At 56.2% G+C, this 17,728-nt stretch carries 17 protein-coding genes; 8 read left to right on the top strand and 9 right to left on the bottom strand.

Annotation, left to right across the window (positions count from 1 at the left end):
• Nucleotides 1–8: 8 nt before the first annotated feature.
• Nucleotides 9–866 (bottom strand): triphosphoribosyl-dephospho-CoA synthase, encoded by an 858-nt coding sequence (locus JZ655_RS19160; protein ID WP_046886744.1) that lies wholly within the window; start codon nucleotides 864–866, stop codon nucleotides 9–11.
• Nucleotides 866–2,521: a malonate decarboxylase subunit alpha gene (mdcA, locus tag JZ655_RS19165; protein WP_207292510.1), complete on the bottom strand. Its 1,656-nt coding sequence runs from the start codon at nucleotides 2,519–2,521 to the stop codon at nucleotides 866–868. Before mdcA ends, JZ655_RS19160 begins: the two co-directional genes overlap by 1 nt.
• A 228-nt stretch (nucleotides 2,522–2,749) precedes the next feature.
• On the opposite strand from mdcA, the gene JZ655_RS19170 reads away from it, so the two are divergent.
• Genes JZ655_RS19170 through JZ655_RS19180 form a run of 3 tightly spaced genes read left to right on the top strand, consistent with a single transcriptional unit; the run spans nucleotide 2,750 to nucleotide 4,887 of the window.
• Nucleotides 2,750–3,772, top strand: a complete 1,023-nt coding sequence (locus JZ655_RS19170) for a hydrolase (protein WP_040078325.1) — start codon at nucleotides 2,750–2,752, stop codon at nucleotides 3,770–3,772.
• Nucleotides 3,769–3,987 (top strand): YheU family protein, encoded by a 219-nt coding sequence (locus JZ655_RS19175; protein WP_040078324.1) that lies wholly within the window; start codon nucleotides 3,769–3,771, stop codon nucleotides 3,985–3,987. The genes JZ655_RS19170 and JZ655_RS19175 overlap by 4 nt, the downstream gene beginning before the upstream one ends.
• Nucleotides 3,988–4,017: 30 nt before the next feature.
• Nucleotides 4,018–4,887, top strand: coding sequence for a phosphoribulokinase (locus JZ655_RS19180; RefSeq protein ID WP_040078322.1), 870 nt, complete (start codon nucleotides 4,018–4,020; stop codon nucleotides 4,885–4,887).
• 66 nt (nucleotides 4,888–4,953) lie between these two features.
• Here JZ655_RS19180 and JZ655_RS19185 read toward each other — a convergent pair whose 3' ends face one another.
• Nucleotides 4,954–5,358 (bottom strand): OsmC family protein, encoded by a 405-nt coding sequence (locus JZ655_RS19185; RefSeq protein ID WP_040078321.1) that lies wholly within the window; start codon nucleotides 5,356–5,358, stop codon nucleotides 4,954–4,956.
• A 310-nt stretch (nucleotides 5,359–5,668) separates the two neighbouring features.
• Between JZ655_RS19185 and crp the strand changes: the two genes are divergently transcribed.
• Together crp and JZ655_RS19195 are read left to right on the top strand one after the other, a co-directional pair.
• Nucleotides 5,669–6,301: a cAMP-activated global transcriptional regulator CRP gene (gene crp, locus JZ655_RS19190; RefSeq protein ID WP_000242758.1), complete on the top strand. Its 633-nt coding sequence runs from the start codon at nucleotides 5,669–5,671 to the stop codon at nucleotides 6,299–6,301.
• Between the two features lie 57 nt (nucleotides 6,302–6,358).
• Entirely contained in the window at nucleotides 6,359–8,446 is a 2,088-nt protein-coding gene (locus JZ655_RS19195) for a YccS/YhfK family putative transporter (protein ID WP_046886748.1), read from the top strand.
• On the opposite strand, the gene argD is transcribed toward JZ655_RS19195, so the two are convergent.
• The 5 genes from argD to ppiA all read right to left on the bottom strand — a co-directional run bounded on the left by argD (nucleotide 8,447) and on the right by ppiA (nucleotide 11,792).
• Nucleotides 8,447–9,667, bottom strand: a complete 1,221-nt coding sequence (gene argD, locus JZ655_RS19200; RefSeq protein WP_207292511.1) for a bifunctional acetylornithine/succinyldiaminopimelate transaminase — start codon at nucleotides 9,665–9,667, stop codon at nucleotides 8,447–8,449.
• Between the two features lie 87 nt (nucleotides 9,668–9,754).
• Nucleotides 9,755–10,318, bottom strand: a complete 564-nt coding sequence (pabA, locus tag JZ655_RS19205) for an aminodeoxychorismate synthase component 2 (RefSeq protein WP_207292512.1) — start codon at nucleotides 10,316–10,318, stop codon at nucleotides 9,755–9,757.
• Between the two features lie 32 nt (nucleotides 10,319–10,350).
• Nucleotides 10,351–10,953, bottom strand: a complete 603-nt coding sequence (locus JZ655_RS19210) for a putative adenosine monophosphate-protein transferase Fic (protein ID WP_046886751.1) — start codon at nucleotides 10,951–10,953, stop codon at nucleotides 10,351–10,353.
• Nucleotides 10,943–11,110, bottom strand: a complete 168-nt coding sequence (locus tag JZ655_RS19215) for a YhfG family protein (protein ID WP_207292513.1) — start codon at nucleotides 11,108–11,110, stop codon at nucleotides 10,943–10,945. Before JZ655_RS19215 ends, JZ655_RS19210 begins: the two co-directional genes overlap by 11 nt.
• A 109-nt stretch (nucleotides 11,111–11,219) precedes the next feature.
• Nucleotides 11,220–11,792: a peptidylprolyl isomerase A gene (gene ppiA / locus JZ655_RS19220; RefSeq protein WP_040078315.1), complete on the bottom strand. Its 573-nt coding sequence runs from the start codon at nucleotides 11,790–11,792 to the stop codon at nucleotides 11,220–11,222.
• 278 nt (nucleotides 11,793–12,070) lie between these two features.
• Between ppiA and tsgA the strand changes: the two genes are divergently transcribed.
• Nucleotides 12,071–13,255 carry an MFS transporter TsgA gene (gene tsgA / locus JZ655_RS19225; protein WP_040078313.1) on the top strand — a complete coding sequence of 395 codons (1,185 nt, stop codon included), beginning with the start codon at nucleotides 12,071–12,073 and terminating at the stop codon, nucleotides 13,253–13,255.
• A gap of 3 nt (nucleotides 13,256–13,258) precedes the next feature.
• On the opposite strand, the gene JZ655_RS19230 is transcribed toward tsgA, so the two are convergent.
• Complete coding sequence (locus JZ655_RS19230) at nucleotides 13,259–14,575, bottom strand: cytosine deaminase (protein WP_207292514.1); 1,317 nt, start codon at nucleotides 14,573–14,575, stop codon at nucleotides 13,259–13,261.
• A 240-nt stretch (nucleotides 14,576–14,815) separates the two neighbouring features.
• Between JZ655_RS19230 and nirB the strand changes: the two genes are divergently transcribed.
• Both nirB and nirD read left to right on the top strand, forming a co-directional pair.
• Nucleotides 14,816–17,359, top strand: coding sequence for a nitrite reductase large subunit NirB (nirB, locus tag JZ655_RS19235; RefSeq protein WP_040078311.1), 2,544 nt, complete (start codon nucleotides 14,816–14,818; stop codon nucleotides 17,357–17,359).
• Nucleotides 17,356–17,682 (top strand): nitrite reductase small subunit NirD, encoded by a 327-nt coding sequence (gene nirD, locus JZ655_RS19240; RefSeq protein ID WP_040078310.1) that lies wholly within the window; start codon nucleotides 17,356–17,358, stop codon nucleotides 17,680–17,682. Before nirB ends, nirD begins: the two co-directional genes overlap by 4 nt.
• Nucleotides 17,683–17,728 lie beyond the last annotated feature (46 nt).

A 17,728-nucleotide genomic window follows, 5' to 3' on the forward strand; every position in this document is an offset into this window, starting at 1 on the left:
ACATCCTCTTAATGCTTTGAATATGGCGTTTCGACGCGGTCGAGAAACAGCGTGGCGGCAAGCAGGTCGGCAGCACCGCCCGGTGAGGCGTTGAGTGCCAGCATCTGACGATCTAACGTTGCCAGCGCCAGTTGGCCTGCGGGCGTGGCACATCCTCCGGCGTTCAGCACGGCGCGGGCGCCGTCCTGCATGGCGTCCAGCCCCTCCATTCCGGCGCGCGACAGCACGCAGGTATCGGTAAGCGACGTCATGATGGCCATCAGCGCGTCGAGCCTCGCCTGCGCTTCGCTGCTGCCGTGAAGTCGGCTCAGACGAAGCTGCGGCAGCGCACGCTGCATGATGTGCGGAAACGCCTCCTGTGCCTCTTCACGCGCGCCCGGCACGCGATAGCGATGCGTGGCGCGTAGCCCTTTGCTGAACACTTTCGGTGCGGCGTCATCCGGCAGTTTTGCCAGCCGGGCGGCGGTCTCTGCGACGGTTTGCGCAGAGGCGTCGCCGCCCTGCATCGCCACCGCGCTGACCAGTAATCCCAGCGCCCAAATCGCACCCCGGTGGGTATTGACCCCGCCGGTTGCCTTCATCATCTGCTGCTCGCCTTCGCGGCCAAGCCGCCCGACGGTTTGCCTGAGCGCGATGTCAGCCGGACGCTGCCAGCTTTGCTGCGCCAGCGCCTGAAACGTAGGGGTCAGGCTGTGCGCGGAGCGCTCCATTAGCGCCAGCGTAAGATCGTGGTGCGCGCCGTTCCCCCGACTGTCCACCAGACCGGGTTTCGGGCTTAATCGTGCTTCGTCAATCAGACACTGCGTGGCGGTTCGCGCCAGCCATTCGGCACCGCCTTCAACCTGAATCTGGGGCAGAAGTTTCATTACCAGCTCCGGAATTTCGCAGGTGGGTTATACAGACCGCCGGACCACTCAACGAGGTCAGACACGCTGCCCGCCGCCAGCAGTGAGCGGGTGGCATCGGTGCGGCGAATGCCCATATCTTCCGGGTAAACCACTTTTCCGCTCTGACGAAGTTCTGCGACGCGTTTGGCGTCTACGCCCAGTCCGATATCGGTGATCCCCGCCACGGCAGCAACCATCGCCCGACGCTCTTCCAGATCTTTGGCACGATAGAGGTAAGCAATCCCCTCTTCGGTCAGAACGTGGGTCACGTCATCGCCGTAAATCATCACTGGCGCCAGCGGCATCCCGGAAGCTTTCGCCACGTCAACGGCATCCAGTTTCTCCACAAAGGTCGGCTTCACGCCTGCCTGGAAGGTTTCCACCATCTGTACGACCAGTTTTTTACCACGCTGCAGTGGGTCAGGCTCGGTAATCATGTTCAGCCAGGCCGGTGTGGCGTGGCGACGACCGTGCGGATCGTGGCCCATGTTTGGCGCACCGCCGAAGCCGGAGAGACGCCCGCGGGTCACGGTTGAGGAGTTAGCGTAGCCGTCCACCTGGAGGGTGGAGCCGATAAACATATCTACCGCATACTGGCCTGCCAGCTGGCAGAAGGCGCGGTTGGAACGCATGGAGCCGTCGGCACCGGTAAAGAAGATATCCGGACGGGCGCGGATGTACTCTTCCATCCCCAGCTCGCCGCCGAAGCAGTGCACGCTTTCCACCCAGCCGCTTTCAATCGCCGGGATCAGCGTTGGATGCGGGTTCAGGGTCCATTGCTTACAGATTTTGCCCTTCAGGCCGAGCTGTTCGCCGTAGGTCGGCAGCAGCAGTTCAATCGCTGCGGTGTTAAAGCCGATCCCGTGGTTGAGGGACTGCACCTGATGTTCCGCGTAGATGCCCTTAATCGCCATCATCGCCATCAGGATGTGTTCCTGTTTGATCAGACGCGGGTCACGGGTGAACAGCGGTTCAATAAAGAACGGCTTGTCGGCCACTACCACGTAGTCGATCCAGGAGCCTGGAATATCCACGCGCGGCAGATCGCATTCGTCGTCCACCAGCTCGTTCACCTGTGCGATGACGATCCCGTCGTGGAACGCGGCGGCTTCAACCAGCGCCGGGGTATCTTCGGTGCTCGCCCCGGTATAGAGGTTACCTTTACGGTCCGCTTTAAAACCGGCAATCAGAGCCACGTTGGGCGAGAGGTCGACGTAGAGGCGGGAATAGAGTTCGATATAGGTGTGGATCGCGCCAATTTCGAGCTGGCCATCTTCCAGCAACTGCGAAATACGCAGGCTCTGGGTACCCGAGAAAGAGAAGTCCAGCTTACGGGCGATCCCTTTCTCGAAGATATCCAGATGCTCGCTGCGCCCGACGCTTGGCATGATCATATGCAGGTCATGCACTATTTGCGGATTCACTTCAGCGAGTGAGCGGGAAAGAAAATCTGCCTGCTTCTGGTTGTTGCCTTCCAGAACGACTTTGTCGCCTGGTGCGATCAGTTTTTCCAGCATGGCGACAAAATCGCCAGTCGGCAGTACCTTGCCCTGAACCGGTACGGATGCCAGACGACGCGCTTTTTCCGTGCGTCTGGTGTTCCATTGCCGGGTAGGTGTTTGCCCAGATAACATTATTAACCTCCTGATTCAGCACATCATTCTGATTTGCTTAACGTTGAGTAAAGTGTGCGCGCTGGTGAGAAAGGCATCAATTAAGCGTAGAGCGCAATCATTAGCCTGAGAGTAATAATCAACGTTAGGAAATGTGATCGGGATCAGTTCATGTTTCGGAAATACGGGCTCAACGGGGTACAATTCGGAAGGTATAGTAAATTTCTGACAAGAATCATCATCATCCTTATGACTCAAATTATTCCATCAGACTTCGACATTGCGACCGAAGAGAGCGCAGAATTTGTGCCCATGCGCGGCGTGGCGAATCGCCATCTGCAAACCATGCTGCCGCGCCTTATTCGCCGCAAAGTGCGCTTTACGCCGCATTGGCAGCGTCTCGACCTGCCCGATGATGATTTTGTCGATTTAGCCTGGAGTGAAGAGCCGCTCAGTGCGCGACATAAACCCCGGCTGGTGGTGTTCCACGGCCTGGAGGGGAGCCTGCACAGCCCTTATGCTCACGGTCTGATTGAGGCGGCGAAAGCGCGCGGCTGGCTTGGCGTGGTGATGCACTTTCGCGGATGCAGCGGCGAGCCAAATCGGCAAAAGCGCATCTATCACTCCGGGGAAACGGAAGACGGTACCTGGTTCCTGCGCTGGCTGGCCGAAACGCTCGGCCCGGCCCCTACCGCTGCGGTGGGGTATTCGCTCGGGGGAAACATGCTCGCCTGTCTGCTGGCGAAAGAGGGTGAAAGCGTTCCGCTGGATGCCGCCGCTATCGTCTCGGCGCCGTTTATGCTGGAACAGTGCAGTTACCATATGGAAAAAGGCTTTTCGCGCGTCTATCAGCGCTATCTACTGAACCTGCTGAAAGCCAATGCAGCGCGAAAGCTGAAGGCTTATCCCGACACGCTGCCGGTGAGCCTGCGCCAGCTGAAGAAAGTGCGCCGTATTCGCGAGTTCGACGATCTGATCACCGCGAAAATCCACGGATTTGCCGATGCGATCGACTATTACCGCCAGTGCAGCGCCATGCCCGTACTGAGTAAGATCACCAAGCCAACGCTGATTATTCATGCTAAAGACGATCCCTTTATGGATCATCACTCCATCCCGGCGCAGGAATTTTTGCCCGCTAACGTCCATTATCAACTGACCGAGCACGGCGGCCACGTCGGCTTTGTTGGCGGCACGTTGCGTCGTCCACAGATGTGGCTGGAAACCCGTATTCCTGACTGGCTGACAACATACCTGGAACCGAAACTATGATCATTCCCTGGCAAGATCTGGCTCCCGAAACGCTGGATAATCTGATTGAAAGCTTTGTGTTACGTGAAGGCACAGATTATGGTGAACAAGAACGCACGCTCGAACAGAAAGTGGCCGATGTTAAGCGTCAGCTGCAAAACGGCGAGGTACTGATCGTGTGGTCCGAGCTACATGAAACCGTCAACGTCATGCCCCGCAATCAATTTCGCGGTTAATCGCTTCATCTTTCTACTCAGGGAGTTGCTATGTCCGCCAGACATCCGGTTATTGCCGTCACAGGATCGAGTGGTGCAGGCACCACCACTACCAGCCTCGCCTTTCGTAAAATCTTCTCTCAGCTTCATTTAAGCGCCGCAGAGGTCGAGGGTGACAGCTTTCACCGCTACACCCGTCCTGAGATGGACATGGCCATTCGTAAAGCGCGCGATCTGGGTAAGCACATCAGCTATTTCGGCCCGGAAGCGAACGATTTCGGCCTGCTGGAGCAAACCTTTCTCGAGTATGGCCTGAGCGGTAAAGGACAGTCACGCAAATACCTGCACACCTATGACGAAGCGGTGCCCTGGAATCAGGTGCCGGGCACCTTCACCCCCTGGCAGCCGCTGCCGGAGCCGACGGATGTGCTGTTTTACGAAGGGCTGCACGGCGGCGTGGTCACGCCACAGCACGACGTGGCGCGCCATGTTGACCTGCTGGTGGGCGTGGTGCCTATCGTTAACCTCGAGTGGATTCAGAAACTGACCCGCGATACCAGCGAGCGTGGACATTCGCGTGAGGCGGTGATGGACTCCGTGGTGCGCTCGATGGAAGACTATATCAATTTCCTGACGCCGCAGTTCTCGCGCACCCACATCAACTTCCAGCGCGTCCCTACAGTGGACACCTCTAACCCCTTTGCGGCTAAAGCCATCCCCTCTCTGGATGAGAGCTTTGTGGTGATCCATTTCCGCAACCTGGAGGATATCGACTATCCCTGGCTGCTGGCGATGCTGCAGGGCTCATTTATTTCGCACATGAATACGCTGGTCGTGCCGGGCGGGAAGATGGGGCTGGCGATGGAGCTGATTATGACGCCGCTGGTGCAAAGATTGATGGAAGGGAAGAAGATCGCATAAGCCTGGTCCCTCTCCCTGTGGGAGAGGGTTAGGGTGAGGGCATCAACACGCACGATGCCCGATAAATTACGCTTCGATCACCTCATACGAATGCGTAATATTCACCGCTTTCTCCAGCATCAACGCCACGGAGCAATACTTCTCTGCTGACAGATCCACGGCGCGGGAGACCGCCGCGTCTTTCAGTTCTTTACCCGTGACAATGAAGTGCAGGTTGATATGCGTGAACAGGCGCGGCGCCTCTTCACGGCGTTCCGAGGTCAGTTTCACTTCGCAGTTTGTCACCTCATGGCGACCTTTTTGCAGGATAGAAACCACATCAATTGCGCTGCAACCGCCAGCGGCCATCAGCACCATCTCCATCGGGCTTGGCGCCTTATCTCCGGAGTTGCCGTCCATCAAAATCTGGTGCCCTGAAGCCGACTCGCCCAGGAACGTTAAGCCCTCAACCCATTTCACACGCGCTTGCATTGTAGTTAACTCCGAAGTTGCAATTTTCCTGACAGATTACGCGCCAGTAACAATTCTGGCAACGGAAGGCGACCTGTATCAAGCTGAAGCGAGACACCAGGAGACAGGCGGCTAAAGCTATGCTAAAACAGTCTGGATGCTACAGTAATACATTGACATTACGCATGTATGCAGAGGACATCACACATTACAGGCTGCTGAATATTGTGACAGCCCGATTCCCAGGAATGGGGAAGAATTCGATTGCAACCCCAGAGTGAAGGCGTCCATCCCGGCTCTGGAGACAGCTTATAACAGAGGATAACAGCGCATGGTGCTTGGCAAACCGCAAACAGACCCGACTCTCGAATGGTTCTTGTCTCATTGCCACATTCATAAGTACCCATCGAAGAGCACGCTGATTCACCAGGGTGAAAAAGCGGAAACGTTGTATTACATCGTTAAAGGCTCCGTGGCCGTGTTGATCAAAGATGAAGAAGGGAAAGAGATGATCCTTTCTTATCTGAACCAGGGCGACTTTATTGGCGAACTGGGCCTGTTTGAAGAAGGTCAGGAACGTAGCGCCTGGGTACGGGCAAAAACCGCGTGTGAAGTGGCTGAGATCTCCTACAAGAAGTTCCGCCAGTTGATCCAGGTGAACCCGGACATTCTGATGCGCCTCTCCTCGCAGATGGCACGCCGCCTGCAGGTGACTTCTGAGAAAGTGGGTAACCTCGCCTTCCTGGACGTGACCGGCCGTATCGCTCAGACGCTGCTGAATCTGGCAAAACAACCTGACGCGATGACCCATCCGGATGGTATGCAGATCAAAATCACCCGTCAGGAGATTGGTCAGATTGTGGGTTGTTCCCGCGAAACCGTTGGCCGTATTCTGAAAATGCTGGAAGATCAGAACCTGATCTCCGCCCACGGTAAAACGATCGTGGTTTACGGGACGCGTTAATTCCGAAAGAACGGCGTGCCATCGCAAGATGTCACGCCGTTTTTGTCTCTGGCATCTATGTGGCGCAGGCTGATTTATCACCCGGAAGTTAACTACGCACTTCGACAAACGCTGGTGCTGTGTCTTCCTGTGGCCGTCGGTCTGATTCTCGGCCACCTGCAACAGGGTCTGCTCTTCTCTCTCGTGCCTGCCTGCTGCAACATCGCAGGGCTGGATACCCCCCATAAACGCTTTTTCAAACGTCTGATCGTTGGCGGCTCGCTCTTTGCCGGCTGTAGTCTCGCCGTCCAGTTACTTCTGGCCCGCGACATCCCCCTGCCCCTGATTCTCACCCTGCTGGCGATGACGCTAGGGGTGACGGCAGAGATCAGCTCTTTGCATGCCAGGCTGCTACCCGCCTCGCTGATTGCCGCCATCTTTACCCTGAGCCTGGCGGGCAATATGCCGGTGTGGGAGCCGTTGCTGATCTATACGCTGGGCACGCTCTGGTATGGGCTATTTAACTGGTTCTGGTTCTGGATGTGGCGCGAACAGCCGCTGCGGGAATCGCTGAGCTTGCTGTACCGCCAGCTCGCTGACTACTGCGAAGCGAAATATACCCTGCTCACCCAGCATACCGACCCGGAAAAATCCCTGCCGCCGCTGCTGGCCCGCCAGCAGAAGGTGGTGGATCTTATCAGCCAGTGTTATCAGCAGCTACACATGCTGGCAGCTAACAGAAATCACGAATACAAACGTCTGTTGCGAACCTTCCAGGTCGGGCTCGACTTGCAGGAGCATATCTCCGTCAGCCTGCATCACCCGGAAGAGGTGCAAAAGCTGGTGGAACGCAGCCACGCCGAAGCCGTGATCAGATGGAATGCCCAGACCGTCGCCGCACGCCTGCGTGTACTCTCGGATAATATTCTCTATCACCGCTACCCCACCCGCTTCAGCATGGACAAGCAGCTGGGCGCGCTGGAGAAAATCGCCCGGCAGCACCCGGAAAACCCGGTTGGGCAGTTCTGTGCCTGGCACTTTAGCCGCATCGCCCGCGTACTACGTACCCAGCGTCCGCTCTACTCGCGCGACCTGATGGCCGATAAGCAAAAACGTCTGCCGCTCTTCCCGGCGCTGAAAAGTTATCTGTCGCTCAAGTCTTCCGCGCTGCGCAATGCCGCACGCATCAGCGTCATGCTCAGCATCGCCAGCCTGATGGGGATGGCCCTCCATTTACCGAAGCCCTACTGGATCCTTATGACCGTTCTGCTGGTCACGCAAAACGGCTACGGGGCGACGCGGGTACGCATATTCCACCGGGCAGGCGGTACCCTGGCAGGGCTGATTATCGCGGGTGCCACGCTGCACTTCCACGTGCCGGAGGGCTTTACGTTACTGAGCATGCTGCTGATTACGCTGGTGAGCTACCTGATCATTCGTAAAAACTACGGCTGGGCGACGGTCGGCTTTACGGTGACCGCGGTATACACGCTGCAGCTCCTCACGCTGAACGGCGATCAATTTATCATCGCCCGTCTCGCAGACACGCTGATAGGCTGTTTAATCGCTTTTGGCGGCATGGTGTGGTTGTGGCCGCAGTGGCAAAGCGGGTTGCTACGACAGAACGCCCACGATGCGCTGGAAGCCGACCAGGAGGCTATTCGCCTGATCCTGAGCAGTGACCCTCAGCCAACACCGCTTGCCTGGCAGCGCATGAAGGTGAACCAGGCGCACAACGCCCTGTTCAACTCGCTGAATCAGGCGATGCAGGAACCGGGGTTCAATTCACACTACCTGGCCGACATGAAGCTGTGGGTCACGCACAGCCAGTTCATCGTAGAACATATCAATGCCATGACGACGCTGGCACGGGAACACACCATGCTGACGCCGGATCTGGCCGAGCGCTATCTGCAGTCTTGTGAAATTGCGCTGCAGCGTTGTCAGCAGCGGCTGGATTATGACGCGCCGGGAGAGAGTGGCGACGCCAATATTCTGGAAGCGCCGGAGACGCTGACCCACGGGCCGATGAGCACCCTGGAGCAGCATCTACAACGCATACTGGGGCATCTGAGCACCATGCACACCATTTCGTCGGTGGCATGGCGTCAACGTCCGCATCACGGTGTCTGGTTAACCCGTATTTTAAAGCGGACGCCGTACTGATCAGGCCTGGACCACGCTCTTCACCGCGGCGGCAAAACGGCTCAACCCCTCGTCAATATCGTTATCTTCCACCACCAGCGAAGGGGCAAAGCGCATCACGTCCGGGCCCGCATTGAGGACCATCACCCCTTCCTGCGCCGCAGCGTGCAGGAAATCACGCGTCCGCCCTTTAAACTGCGGCTTAAGCTCAGCACCGACCAGCAGCCCCATCCCACGGATTTCGCTGAAAACATCATACTGCTCGTCGATCTGCTGCAGCTGTTTTACAAAGCGTTCACGCTTCGCGTGCACACCCCTAAGCACCTCGGGCGTATTAATAATATCAAAGGCCGCGCCCGCAATAGCGCAGGCAAGCGGATTACCGCCGTAAGTAGAGCCGTGAGACCCCACGTGGAATGCGGAGGCGATATCCTGCGTGGTGAGCACCGCGCTGATCGGGAAGCCGCCGCCCAGCGCTTTAGCGCTGGTGAGAATATCTGGCGTCACGCCGTAATGTTGATAGGCGAAAAGTTCGCCGGTTCGGCCCATGCCGCTCTGTACTTCGTCAAAGACCAGCAGCGCCTGATGCTGGTCGCACAGATCGCGCAGCCCCTGCAGAAACGCCGGCGTCGCCGCCGTCACGCCGCCTTCGCCCTGAATCGGCTCCACCACTACGGCGCAGGTATGATCGTCCATCACCGCCTTCACCGCATGCAGATCATTGAAGGGAACATGGATGATGTCAGCCGGTTTCGGGCCAAATCCATCGGAATACTTCGGCTGGCCGCCAACGGAAACCGTGAATAGCGACCGCCCGTGAAAGGCATTATGAAAAGCGATGATTTTGGTTTTGTAGGGGCTATGGCGGGTAGAGGCATAGTAACGGGCCAGTTTAAAGGCAGTTTCGTTGGCTTCGGTCCCCGAGTTCATAAACAACACACGTTCGGCAAAGGTCGCATCAATGATCTTACGTCCCAGGCGCAGGGCGGGTTCATTGGTGAAGACGTTGCTGGTGTGCCACAGGGTCTCGCCCTGAGTTTTCAGCGCCTCTACCAGCGCCGGGTGGCAGTGGCCTAACGCGGTAACCGCAATCCCGCCGGCGAAATCAACGTACTCTTTCCCCTGCTGATCCCAGACGCGGCTCCCTTTCCCCTTAACCGGGATAAATTCAGCCGGTGCATAAACTGGCAGAATGACGTCGTCGAATGTCGCGCGTGTAATTGCAGATTGTTCAGTTGCCATGTAACCCCACCCTTTTTTTAGCAAAAACAGGAAGTGAAAATATAATCACGAAATATGCTTAAAGAATCACTTTGTGGCAACTAAAAATCAACGATGAAGGAAATTAGCCAGCAGTTGGTGCCCCTGTTCGCTAAGAATGCTCTCCGGATGGAACTGGACGCCTTCCAGATCCCACTCACGATGGCGGATACCCATGATCTCCTGCGTCTCACTCCAGGCGGTGACCTCAAAGCAGGCGGGAAGCGTAGCAGGATCAATTAACAGCGAGTGATAGCGGGTCACGGTGAGCGGGTTGTTTAGCCCCTGGAAAACGCCGGTCCCGCTATGGGTGATGGGGCTGGTTTTACCATGCATGACCCTTGCTGCACGGACAATGCTCGCGCCAAATACCTGAGCAATGGCCTGATGGCCGAGGCAGACGCCGAGCAGCGGTATGTTACCGGCATAATGGCGGATGACCTCAAGCGAGATCCCTGACTCATCAGGCGTGCAGGGGCCAGGCGAGATAACGATTTTTTGTGGATCCAGAGCAGCGATATCCGCCAGCGTTAGCGCATCGTTTCGTCGTACTTCCACCTTGGCCCCCAGCTCGCAAAAATACTGGTACAGGTTCCAGGTGAACGAATCGTAATTATCAATCAGTAAAATCATGGCGGCTCCGGGTCAACAATCGCCGCCCTATTTTACTCAGATTCTCCCGCTTCGCTCACCACTTTGCCAAAGATGGTCTGCAACGCGCTGAGATCGCCCATCGCCCCGCTCTGATTGGCCTGCGCCCAGGCCTCGGGATCAATATCGCGCCAGTTGAGCTGGTAACCCGCATGGATAGCCAGTTGTTCAAAGAAGATGCGCTGCGCAATACCATTGCCGATACGGAATGGATGCAGGACGTTAATTTCACAATAATAATGGCTGAGGCGTGCGACAAACTCCTCTGGGTTCAACCCCACCAGGTACGCCTCATCCTCCAGATCCTGCATCAGGGCATTGCCCTCTTTTTCGATATAGGCGAAGTGACAAAAACGGGTGTCCCCCTGATAAATATCGATTTCGCGAATCTCACCCGCCCAGTCAAACACATCCTGGTAAAGATGGCGATGAATGGCGCACAGATGTGGCAAGCCGCGCGCAGAGGGCCCCAGGGGCAAAGTTGCAGCGCGCAGAGCCGTCAGTTCATAGGCCGCCTGCGCAAGGCGTTCGGCCTGGCGAATTCCCAGCCGGTTACGCATCACATTCAAACCGGGATAGAGATAAGGGTCGCGACCGTCGCCGTATTTATCGCTCATAGTGCCTCCTGAGTTCCTCAAGGCGCACCTGCGCTTCTTCCGCATTAAGCGTAACCAGTGGACTGTCGACCCCCTCAAGGAGGCGGCTGGCCCGGAAATTGGCATTTCGTAGCTGCTCCCAGAGATGGGATTTTTGCTTATCGGTGAGCTTTTTCACTTATGTCCTCCCTGCTTGTGTCCGTGTTTGCCACAAGTATAAGCAGCAAATAGCGGTTCCGCAGGGAGGAAAACGCATCGCGGACGTAGAATGCCCGCGTGAAGGGCGATTAAGGCAGGACTTTCGCGGAGAGGATAACTACCGGTTTTGACGGAACATTTTGGTATGGGCCCACGTCGTGAGTCTGCACCTGAGAAATCTTATCCGCCACGTCCATTCCTTTCACAATTTTACCAAACACTGCATAGCCAAAATCACGCTGTCCGTGATCGAGGAAGGCATTGTCAGCCACATTGAGGAAGAACTGGCTGGTTGCGCTGTCTTTATCAGCGGTACGCGCCATAGAGATGGTGCCGCGCTTGTTCAGCAGTCCGTTATCCGCTTCGTTTTTGATTGGCGGGTTAGGTTTCTTCTGCTGCATCTGCTCGGTGAAACCGCCGCCCTGGATCATAAAGCCCGGGATCACACGGTGGAAGGTGGTGTTGTTATAAAAGCCACTGTTTACGTAATCGAGGAAGTTTTTTACTGATACAGGGGCTTTCTGGCTATTCAGTTCCAGCTCAATGTTGCCGGCGGAAGTGGTCAACAGAACGTGAGGGTCTCCTTTCGCTGCCAGCGCAGCAGGAGAAACGGCAGAAAGAGCAAACACAGCTGCAACAGCCGCCAGTGTTGATTTGAGCATGAGAATTCCTTAACAAAGCGCAGTATAAAAAGCGAATGGCTTGATTCTAAAGAGCAGTATGAGCCGAGACCAGCCTTTTACCTAATTTTACGAAAATGAAACAATTATTACCGCGCAAACGATTGGTTATCTCGCCGATTAATGTGATCTGGATCACATATAAAACTGCAACGATCTTCAAATTTCTCTTAAAAGATATGAATGGATCACTTTAATGTCTAAAATCTGCCCGCTCTCAGCGCCCTTTCCGGCGCTTCTCTTTTTTGAACAGGCCAGACATGACTAACAGCAATCGCATCAAGCTCACATGGATCAGCTTCTTCTCCTACGCCCTGACCGGCGCGTTGGTGATCGTCACCGGGATGGTGATGGGAAATATCGCAGACTACTTCCAGCTGCCCGTTTCCAGCATGAGTAACACCTTCACCTTCCTTAACGCGGGGATCTTGATCTCCATCTTCCTGAACGCCTGGCTGATGGAAATTGTCCCTCTGAAAACACAGCTGCGCTTTGGCTTCGTACTGATGGTTGCCGCCGTGGCGGGCCTGATGCTCAGCCACAGCATCGCGCTCTTCTCTGCCGCCATGTTCGTACTGGGTCTGGTGAGCGGGATCACCATGTCCATCGGTACCTTCCTGATTACTCACATGTATGAAGGCCGTCAGCGCGGCGCTCGCCTGCTCTTTACCGACTCCTTCTTTAGCATGGCCGGCATGATATTCCCGATGGTGGCTGCCGTGTTGCTGGCACGTAGCATTGAGTGGTACTGGGTATACGCCTGCATCGGGCTGGTGTACGTAGCGATCTTTATTCTGACCTTCGGCTGCGACTTCCCGGTGCTGGGCAAAAAAGCGCAGACGACCTCAGAGCCGGTGGTGAAAGAGAAATGGGGCATCGGCGTACTGTTTCTCTCTATCGCGGCCCTGTGCTACATCCTGGGGCAGCTGGGCTTTATCTCCTGGGTACCGGAATATGCGAAAGGTCTCGGCATGAGTCTGAATGACGCGGGTAAACTGGTGAGCGATTTCTGGATGTCTTACATGTTCGGTATGTGGGCGTTTAGCTTCATCCTGCGCTTCTTCGACCTGCAGCGCATTCTGACCGTACTGGCTGGGCTGGCAACCGTGCTGATGTATCTGTTCATCAACGGTTCACCGGAGCATATGCCATGGTTCATTCTGACCCTGGGCTTCTTCTCCAGCGCGATTTATACCTCCATCATTACGCTGGGATCGCTGCAGACCAAAGTGGCCTCGCCGAAGCTGGTGAACTTCGTTCTGACCTGCGGCACCATCGGCACCATGCTGACCTTTGTGGTTACCGGCCCTATCGTGGCTCACAGCGGCCCGCTGGCCGCCCTGCATACCGCTAACGGTCTGTACGCCGTGGTGTTTGTCATGTGTCTGGTACTGGGCTTTGTGACCCGCCACCGCCAGCACAACATGGCGGCAGCGTCGCACTAATCCTTATGCCCCTTTGCGCTCTGCGAAGGGGCTGTTTTTCGTAAAGAATACCTCCTCCCCACCGTTGTCCATCTGAATCCAGGTCTGCGCCAGCTGCGTGGTGGCAATCACCCGCCCGTGACGAATTGACCAGCGTACCGGCACCTGACAGCGCACCGCTTCAAAACCGCTCTCCGCGGGCAAAATAATCAGGTTCGCCGGATTTCCCGTCTCGATGCCGTAATCACTCAGTCCGAAGGTGCGGGCGCTTTTGTGAGTGATCAGGTTCAGCCCACTGTCGATCTGCGAATAACCCATCATCTGGCACACATGTAGCCCCATATGCAGCACCTGCAGCATATTGCCGGTGCCGAGTGGGTACCAGGGATCAAAGACGTCATCATGGCCGAAACAGACGTTAATCCCCGCCTCCTGCAGCTCTTTAACCCGGGTAATGCCCCGACGCTTAGGGTAGTCGTCAAAGCGACCCTGCAGGTGGATATTCACGAGCGGGTTAGCCACAAAGTTAATCCCCGATATCTTCAGCAGCCGGAACAGCCGCGAGGTGTAAGCGCCATTGTAAGAGTGCATAGCGGTGGTGTGACTGGCGGTCACGCGCGGGCCAATGCCTGCCTCATAGGCCAGGGTTGCCACCGTCTCGACAAACCGTGACTGTTCGTCGTCGATTTCATCGCAGTGAATGTCCAGCGGACGGTCATATTTCTTCGCCAGCGCGAAGGCGATGTGCAGCGACTCCACGCCATATTCGCGGGTGAACTCAAAATGCGGGATTGCGCCGACCACATCCGCCCCCAGCTTTAACGCCTCTTCCAGCAGCGCCGCGCCGTTCGGGTAAGAGAGGATCCCCTCCTGCGGAAATGCCACGATTTGCAGCGTCACCCACGGGGCCACCTCCTGCTTCACCTCCAGCATGGCCTTCAGGGCGGTAAGCGTCGGGTCGGAGACATCCACGTGGGTACGTACAAACTGGATGCCGTTGGCAATTTGCCATTTCAGCGTCTTCCAGGCGCGTGCTTTCACATCGTCGTGGCTCAGCTGCGCCTTGCGCTCCGCCCAACGTTCAATGCCCTCGAACAGGGTGCCGGACTGGTTCCAGTTCGGCTCACCTGCGGTCTGGGTGGTATCGAGATGAATATGCGGCTCAATAAACGGCGGGATCGCCAGGCCGCCGCGGCCATTAAGCACTTCATAACTTTCAGCGTGGGCATCGCCCATCGGCGTAATCTCGCCAAAATGACCGTTCTCCACGGCAAGTTGCCAGAGTCCTTCACGGCCAGGTAAACGGACATTCTGGATAAGCCAAAGCGGAGCTGTACTCATGATGTTCTCCTGAAGAACGCGGCTGAAATTTAGAGGTAGCCGGATCGGCATAATAACCCTGTAATTTGTACACAAATTCAACAAAGACGAAAAGCTCGATATTTCCGCAACTTAGAAAATCCCTGACAAATCAGGCATCTACTCACTAAGGAGTAGTTGAAGGCGTATTTGATTTACATCAATAAGTGGCTTTGCTGAATCGTTAAGGTAGGCAGTAATAGAAAAGAAATCGAGGCAAAAATGAGCAAAGTCAGACTCGCTATCATCGGTAACGGCATGGTCGGCCACCGCTTTATTGAGGATCTTCTCGATAAAGCCGAGGCTGACCAGTTCGACATTACCGTGTTCTGTGAAGAACCCCGTAAGGCGTACGACCGCGTGCATCTCTCTTCCTACTTCTCTCACCACACTGCCGAAGAGCTCTCTCTGGTGCGTGACGGCTTTTACGAGAAGCATGGCGTGAAGGTGCTGGTGGGCGAGCGCGCTATCACCATTAACCGTCAGGAAAAAGTGATTCATTCCAGTGCGGGACGCACGGTTTTTTACGACAAGCTGATCATGGCGACTGGCTCCTATCCATGGATCCCGCCCATTAAAGGCTCGGAAACCCAGGATTGCTTCGTTTATCGCACCATTGAAGATCTGAACGCCATCGAGTCCTGCGCCCGCCGTAGCAAACGCGGCGCGGTCGTCGGCGGCGGTCTGCTCGGTCTGGAAGCGGCCGGTGCGCTGAAGAACTTAGGCGTTGAAACCCACGTCATCGAATTTGCCCCGATGCTGATGGCAGAACAGCTCGACCACATGGGTGGCGATCAGCTGAAACGCAAAATCGAAAGTATGGGTGTGAAGGTACACACCAGCAAGAATACCAAAGAGATCGTGCAGGAAGGCACCGAGGCGCGTAAAACGATGCGCTTCGCCGACGGCAGCGAGCTGGAAGTCGACTTTATCGTCTTCTCTACCGGTATTCGTCCTCGCGACAAACTGGCGACCCAGTGCGGCCTGGCCGTGGCCCAGCGCGGCGGGATCATGATTAACGACACCTGTCAGACCTCCGATCCGGATATCTACGCCATCGGTGAGTGTGCCAGTTGGGAGAACCACGTCTACGGTCTGGTCGCCCCTGGTTACAAAATGGCGCAGGTCGTGGCAGACCATATCCTGGGTAATGAAAATGCCTTCGCGGGCGCCGACATGAGCGCCAAGCTGAAACTGCTGGGCGTGGACGTGGGCGGCATCGGTGATGCGCATGGTCGCACTCCGAACTCTCGCAGCTACGTTTATCTCGACGAAAGCAAAGAGGTCTATAAACGCCTTATCGTTAGCCCGGATAACAAAACCCTGCTCGGTGCGGTGCTGGTGGGCGACACCAGCGACTACGGTAACCTGCTGCAACTGGTTCTGAACGGGATTGAGCTGCCGGAGAATCCGGACGCCCTGATCCTCCCGGCTCACGCCTCCAGCGGTAAGCCCTCCATTGGGGTAGATAAACTGCCGGATAGCGCGCAGATCTGCTCCTGCTTCGACGTCACCAAAGGCATGCTGGTTGCGGCCATCAACAAAGGCTGTCACACCGTTGCGGCGCTGAAAGCCGAAACCAAAGCCGGTACCGGCTGCGGGGGTTGTATCCCGCTGGTAACTCAAGTGCTGAACGCCGAGCTGGCCAAACAGGGCATCGAAGTGAATAACAACCTGTGCGAGCATTTCGCTTACTCTCGCCAGGAGCTGTATCACCTGATTCGTGTTGAAGGCATCAAATCCTTCGACGAATTACTGGAAAAACACGGCCAGGGTTATGGCTGTGAAGTGTGTAAACCGACAGTGGGCTCACTGCTGGCCTCGTGCTGGAACGACTACATCCTTAAACCGCAGCATACGCCGCTGCAGGATACCAACGACAACTTCCTGGCCAACATCCAGAAAGATGGTACCTACTCGGTGATCCCACGCTCTGCCGGCGGTGAAATCACGCCGGAAGGGCTGGTCGCGGTTGGTCGCATTGCACGCGAGTTTAACCTCTATACCAAAATCACCGGTTCTCAGCGTATCGGCCTGTTTGGTGCGCAGAAAGATGACCTGCCGGAAATCTGGCGTCAGCTGATTGAAGCCGGTTTCGAAACCGGTCACGCGTATGCTAAAGCGCTGCGTATGGCGAAAACCTGCGTAGGCAGCACCTGGTGCCGCTACGGCGTGGGCGATAGCGTGGGCTTCGGCGTAGAGCTGGAAAACCGCTACAAAGGCATCCGTACGCCGCACAAAATGAAGTTTGGCGTCTCCGGCTGTACCCGTGAATGTGCGGAAGCACAGGGTAAAGACGTGGGTATCATTGCTACCGAGAAGGGCTGGAACCTGTACGTCTGCGGTAACGGCGGGATGAAACCACGCCATGCGGATCTGCTGGCGGCGGACATTGATCGCGAAACGCTGATCAAATACCTCGACCGCTTCATGATGTTCTACATCCGCACTGCGGACAAACTGACCCGTACCGCCCCGTGGTTAGATAATCTGGAAGGCGGCATCGACTACCTGAAGTCGGTCATTATTGACGACAAACTGGGTCTGAACGCACACCTGGAAGAAGAGATGGCCCGCCTGCGCGACGCGGTGATTTGCGAGTGGACAGAAACCGTGAACACCCCGGCCGCTCAGGTTCGCTTCAAACACTTCATCAACAGCACCCAGCGCGATCCGAACGTGCAGGTTGTGCCTGAGCGCGAGCAGCACCGTCCTGCAACACCGTATGAACGCATTCCCGTCACTCTGGTGGAGGAAAACGTATGAGCCAGTGGGTAAACATCTGCAGCATTGACGCTATTCTGCCTGCAACCGGCGTATGTGCGCTTTTAGGTAACGAGCAGGTCGCCATTTTCCGTCCACGTCACGATGAACAGGTTTTTGCCATCAGCAATATCGACCCGTTCTTCGAGTCCAGCGTGCTCTCCCGCGGCCTGATTGCTGAACACCAGGGTGAACTGTGGGTTGCCAGTCCGCTGAAAAAACAGCGTTTCCGTCTGAGCGACGGGCTCTGTATGGAAGATGAAGGCCACTCCGTGAAGCACTATGACGTCCGGGTGAAGGATGGGCAGGTGCAACTGCGCGGTTAAACACTTATTGGGAGGCGCAATGCCTCCCTTTTTTACATTTTTCTTT

It is taken from the genome of Leclercia pneumoniae (assembly GCF_017348915.1).
GTDB lineage: Bacteria > Pseudomonadota > Gammaproteobacteria > Enterobacterales > Enterobacteriaceae > Enterobacter > Enterobacter pneumoniae.

Coding starts and splice junctions, on each gene's coding strand:
- nirD (WP_040078310.1), top strand. CDS start 17,356: ATGAGCCAGTGGGTAAACATCTGCAGCATTGACGCTATTCTGCCTGCA.
- JZ655_RS19180 (WP_040078322.1), top strand. CDS start 4,018: ATGTCCGCCAGACATCCGGTTATTGCCGTCACAGGATCGAGTGGTGCA.
- JZ655_RS19195 (WP_046886748.1), top strand. CDS start 6,359: ATGTGGCGCAGGCTGATTTATCACCCGGAAGTTAACTACGCACTTCGA.
- JZ655_RS19175 (WP_040078324.1), top strand. CDS start 3,769: ATGATCATTCCCTGGCAAGATCTGGCTCCCGAAACGCTGGATAATCTG.
- JZ655_RS19160 (WP_046886744.1), bottom strand. CDS start 866: ATGAAACTTCTGCCCCAGATTCAGGTTGAAGGCGGTGCCGAATGGCTG.
- JZ655_RS19230 (WP_207292514.1), bottom strand. CDS start 14,575: ATGAGTACAGCTCCGCTTTGGCTTATCCAGAATGTCCGTTTACCTGGC.
- pabA (WP_207292512.1), bottom strand. CDS start 10,318: ATGATTTTACTGATTGATAATTACGATTCGTTCACCTGGAACCTGTAC.
- nirB (WP_040078311.1), top strand. CDS start 14,816: ATGAGCAAAGTCAGACTCGCTATCATCGGTAACGGCATGGTCGGCCAC.
- argD (WP_207292511.1), bottom strand. CDS start 9,667: ATGGCAACTGAACAATCTGCAATTACACGCGCGACATTCGACGACGTC.
- crp (WP_000242758.1), top strand. CDS start 5,669: ATGGTGCTTGGCAAACCGCAAACAGACCCGACTCTCGAATGGTTCTTG.
- mdcA (WP_207292510.1), bottom strand. CDS start 2,521: ATGTTATCTGGGCAAACACCTACCCGGCAATGGAACACCAGACGCACG.
- JZ655_RS19185 (WP_040078321.1), bottom strand. CDS start 5,358: ATGCAAGCGCGTGTGAAATGGGTTGAGGGCTTAACGTTCCTGGGCGAG.
- tsgA (WP_040078313.1), top strand. CDS start 12,071: ATGACTAACAGCAATCGCATCAAGCTCACATGGATCAGCTTCTTCTCC.
- JZ655_RS19210 (WP_046886751.1), bottom strand. CDS start 10,953: ATGAGCGATAAATACGGCGACGGTCGCGACCCTTATCTCTATCCCGGT.
- ppiA (WP_040078315.1), bottom strand. CDS start 11,792: ATGCTCAAATCAACACTGGCGGCTGTTGCAGCTGTGTTTGCTCTTTCT.
- JZ655_RS19170 (WP_040078325.1), top strand. CDS start 2,750: ATGACTCAAATTATTCCATCAGACTTCGACATTGCGACCGAAGAGAGC.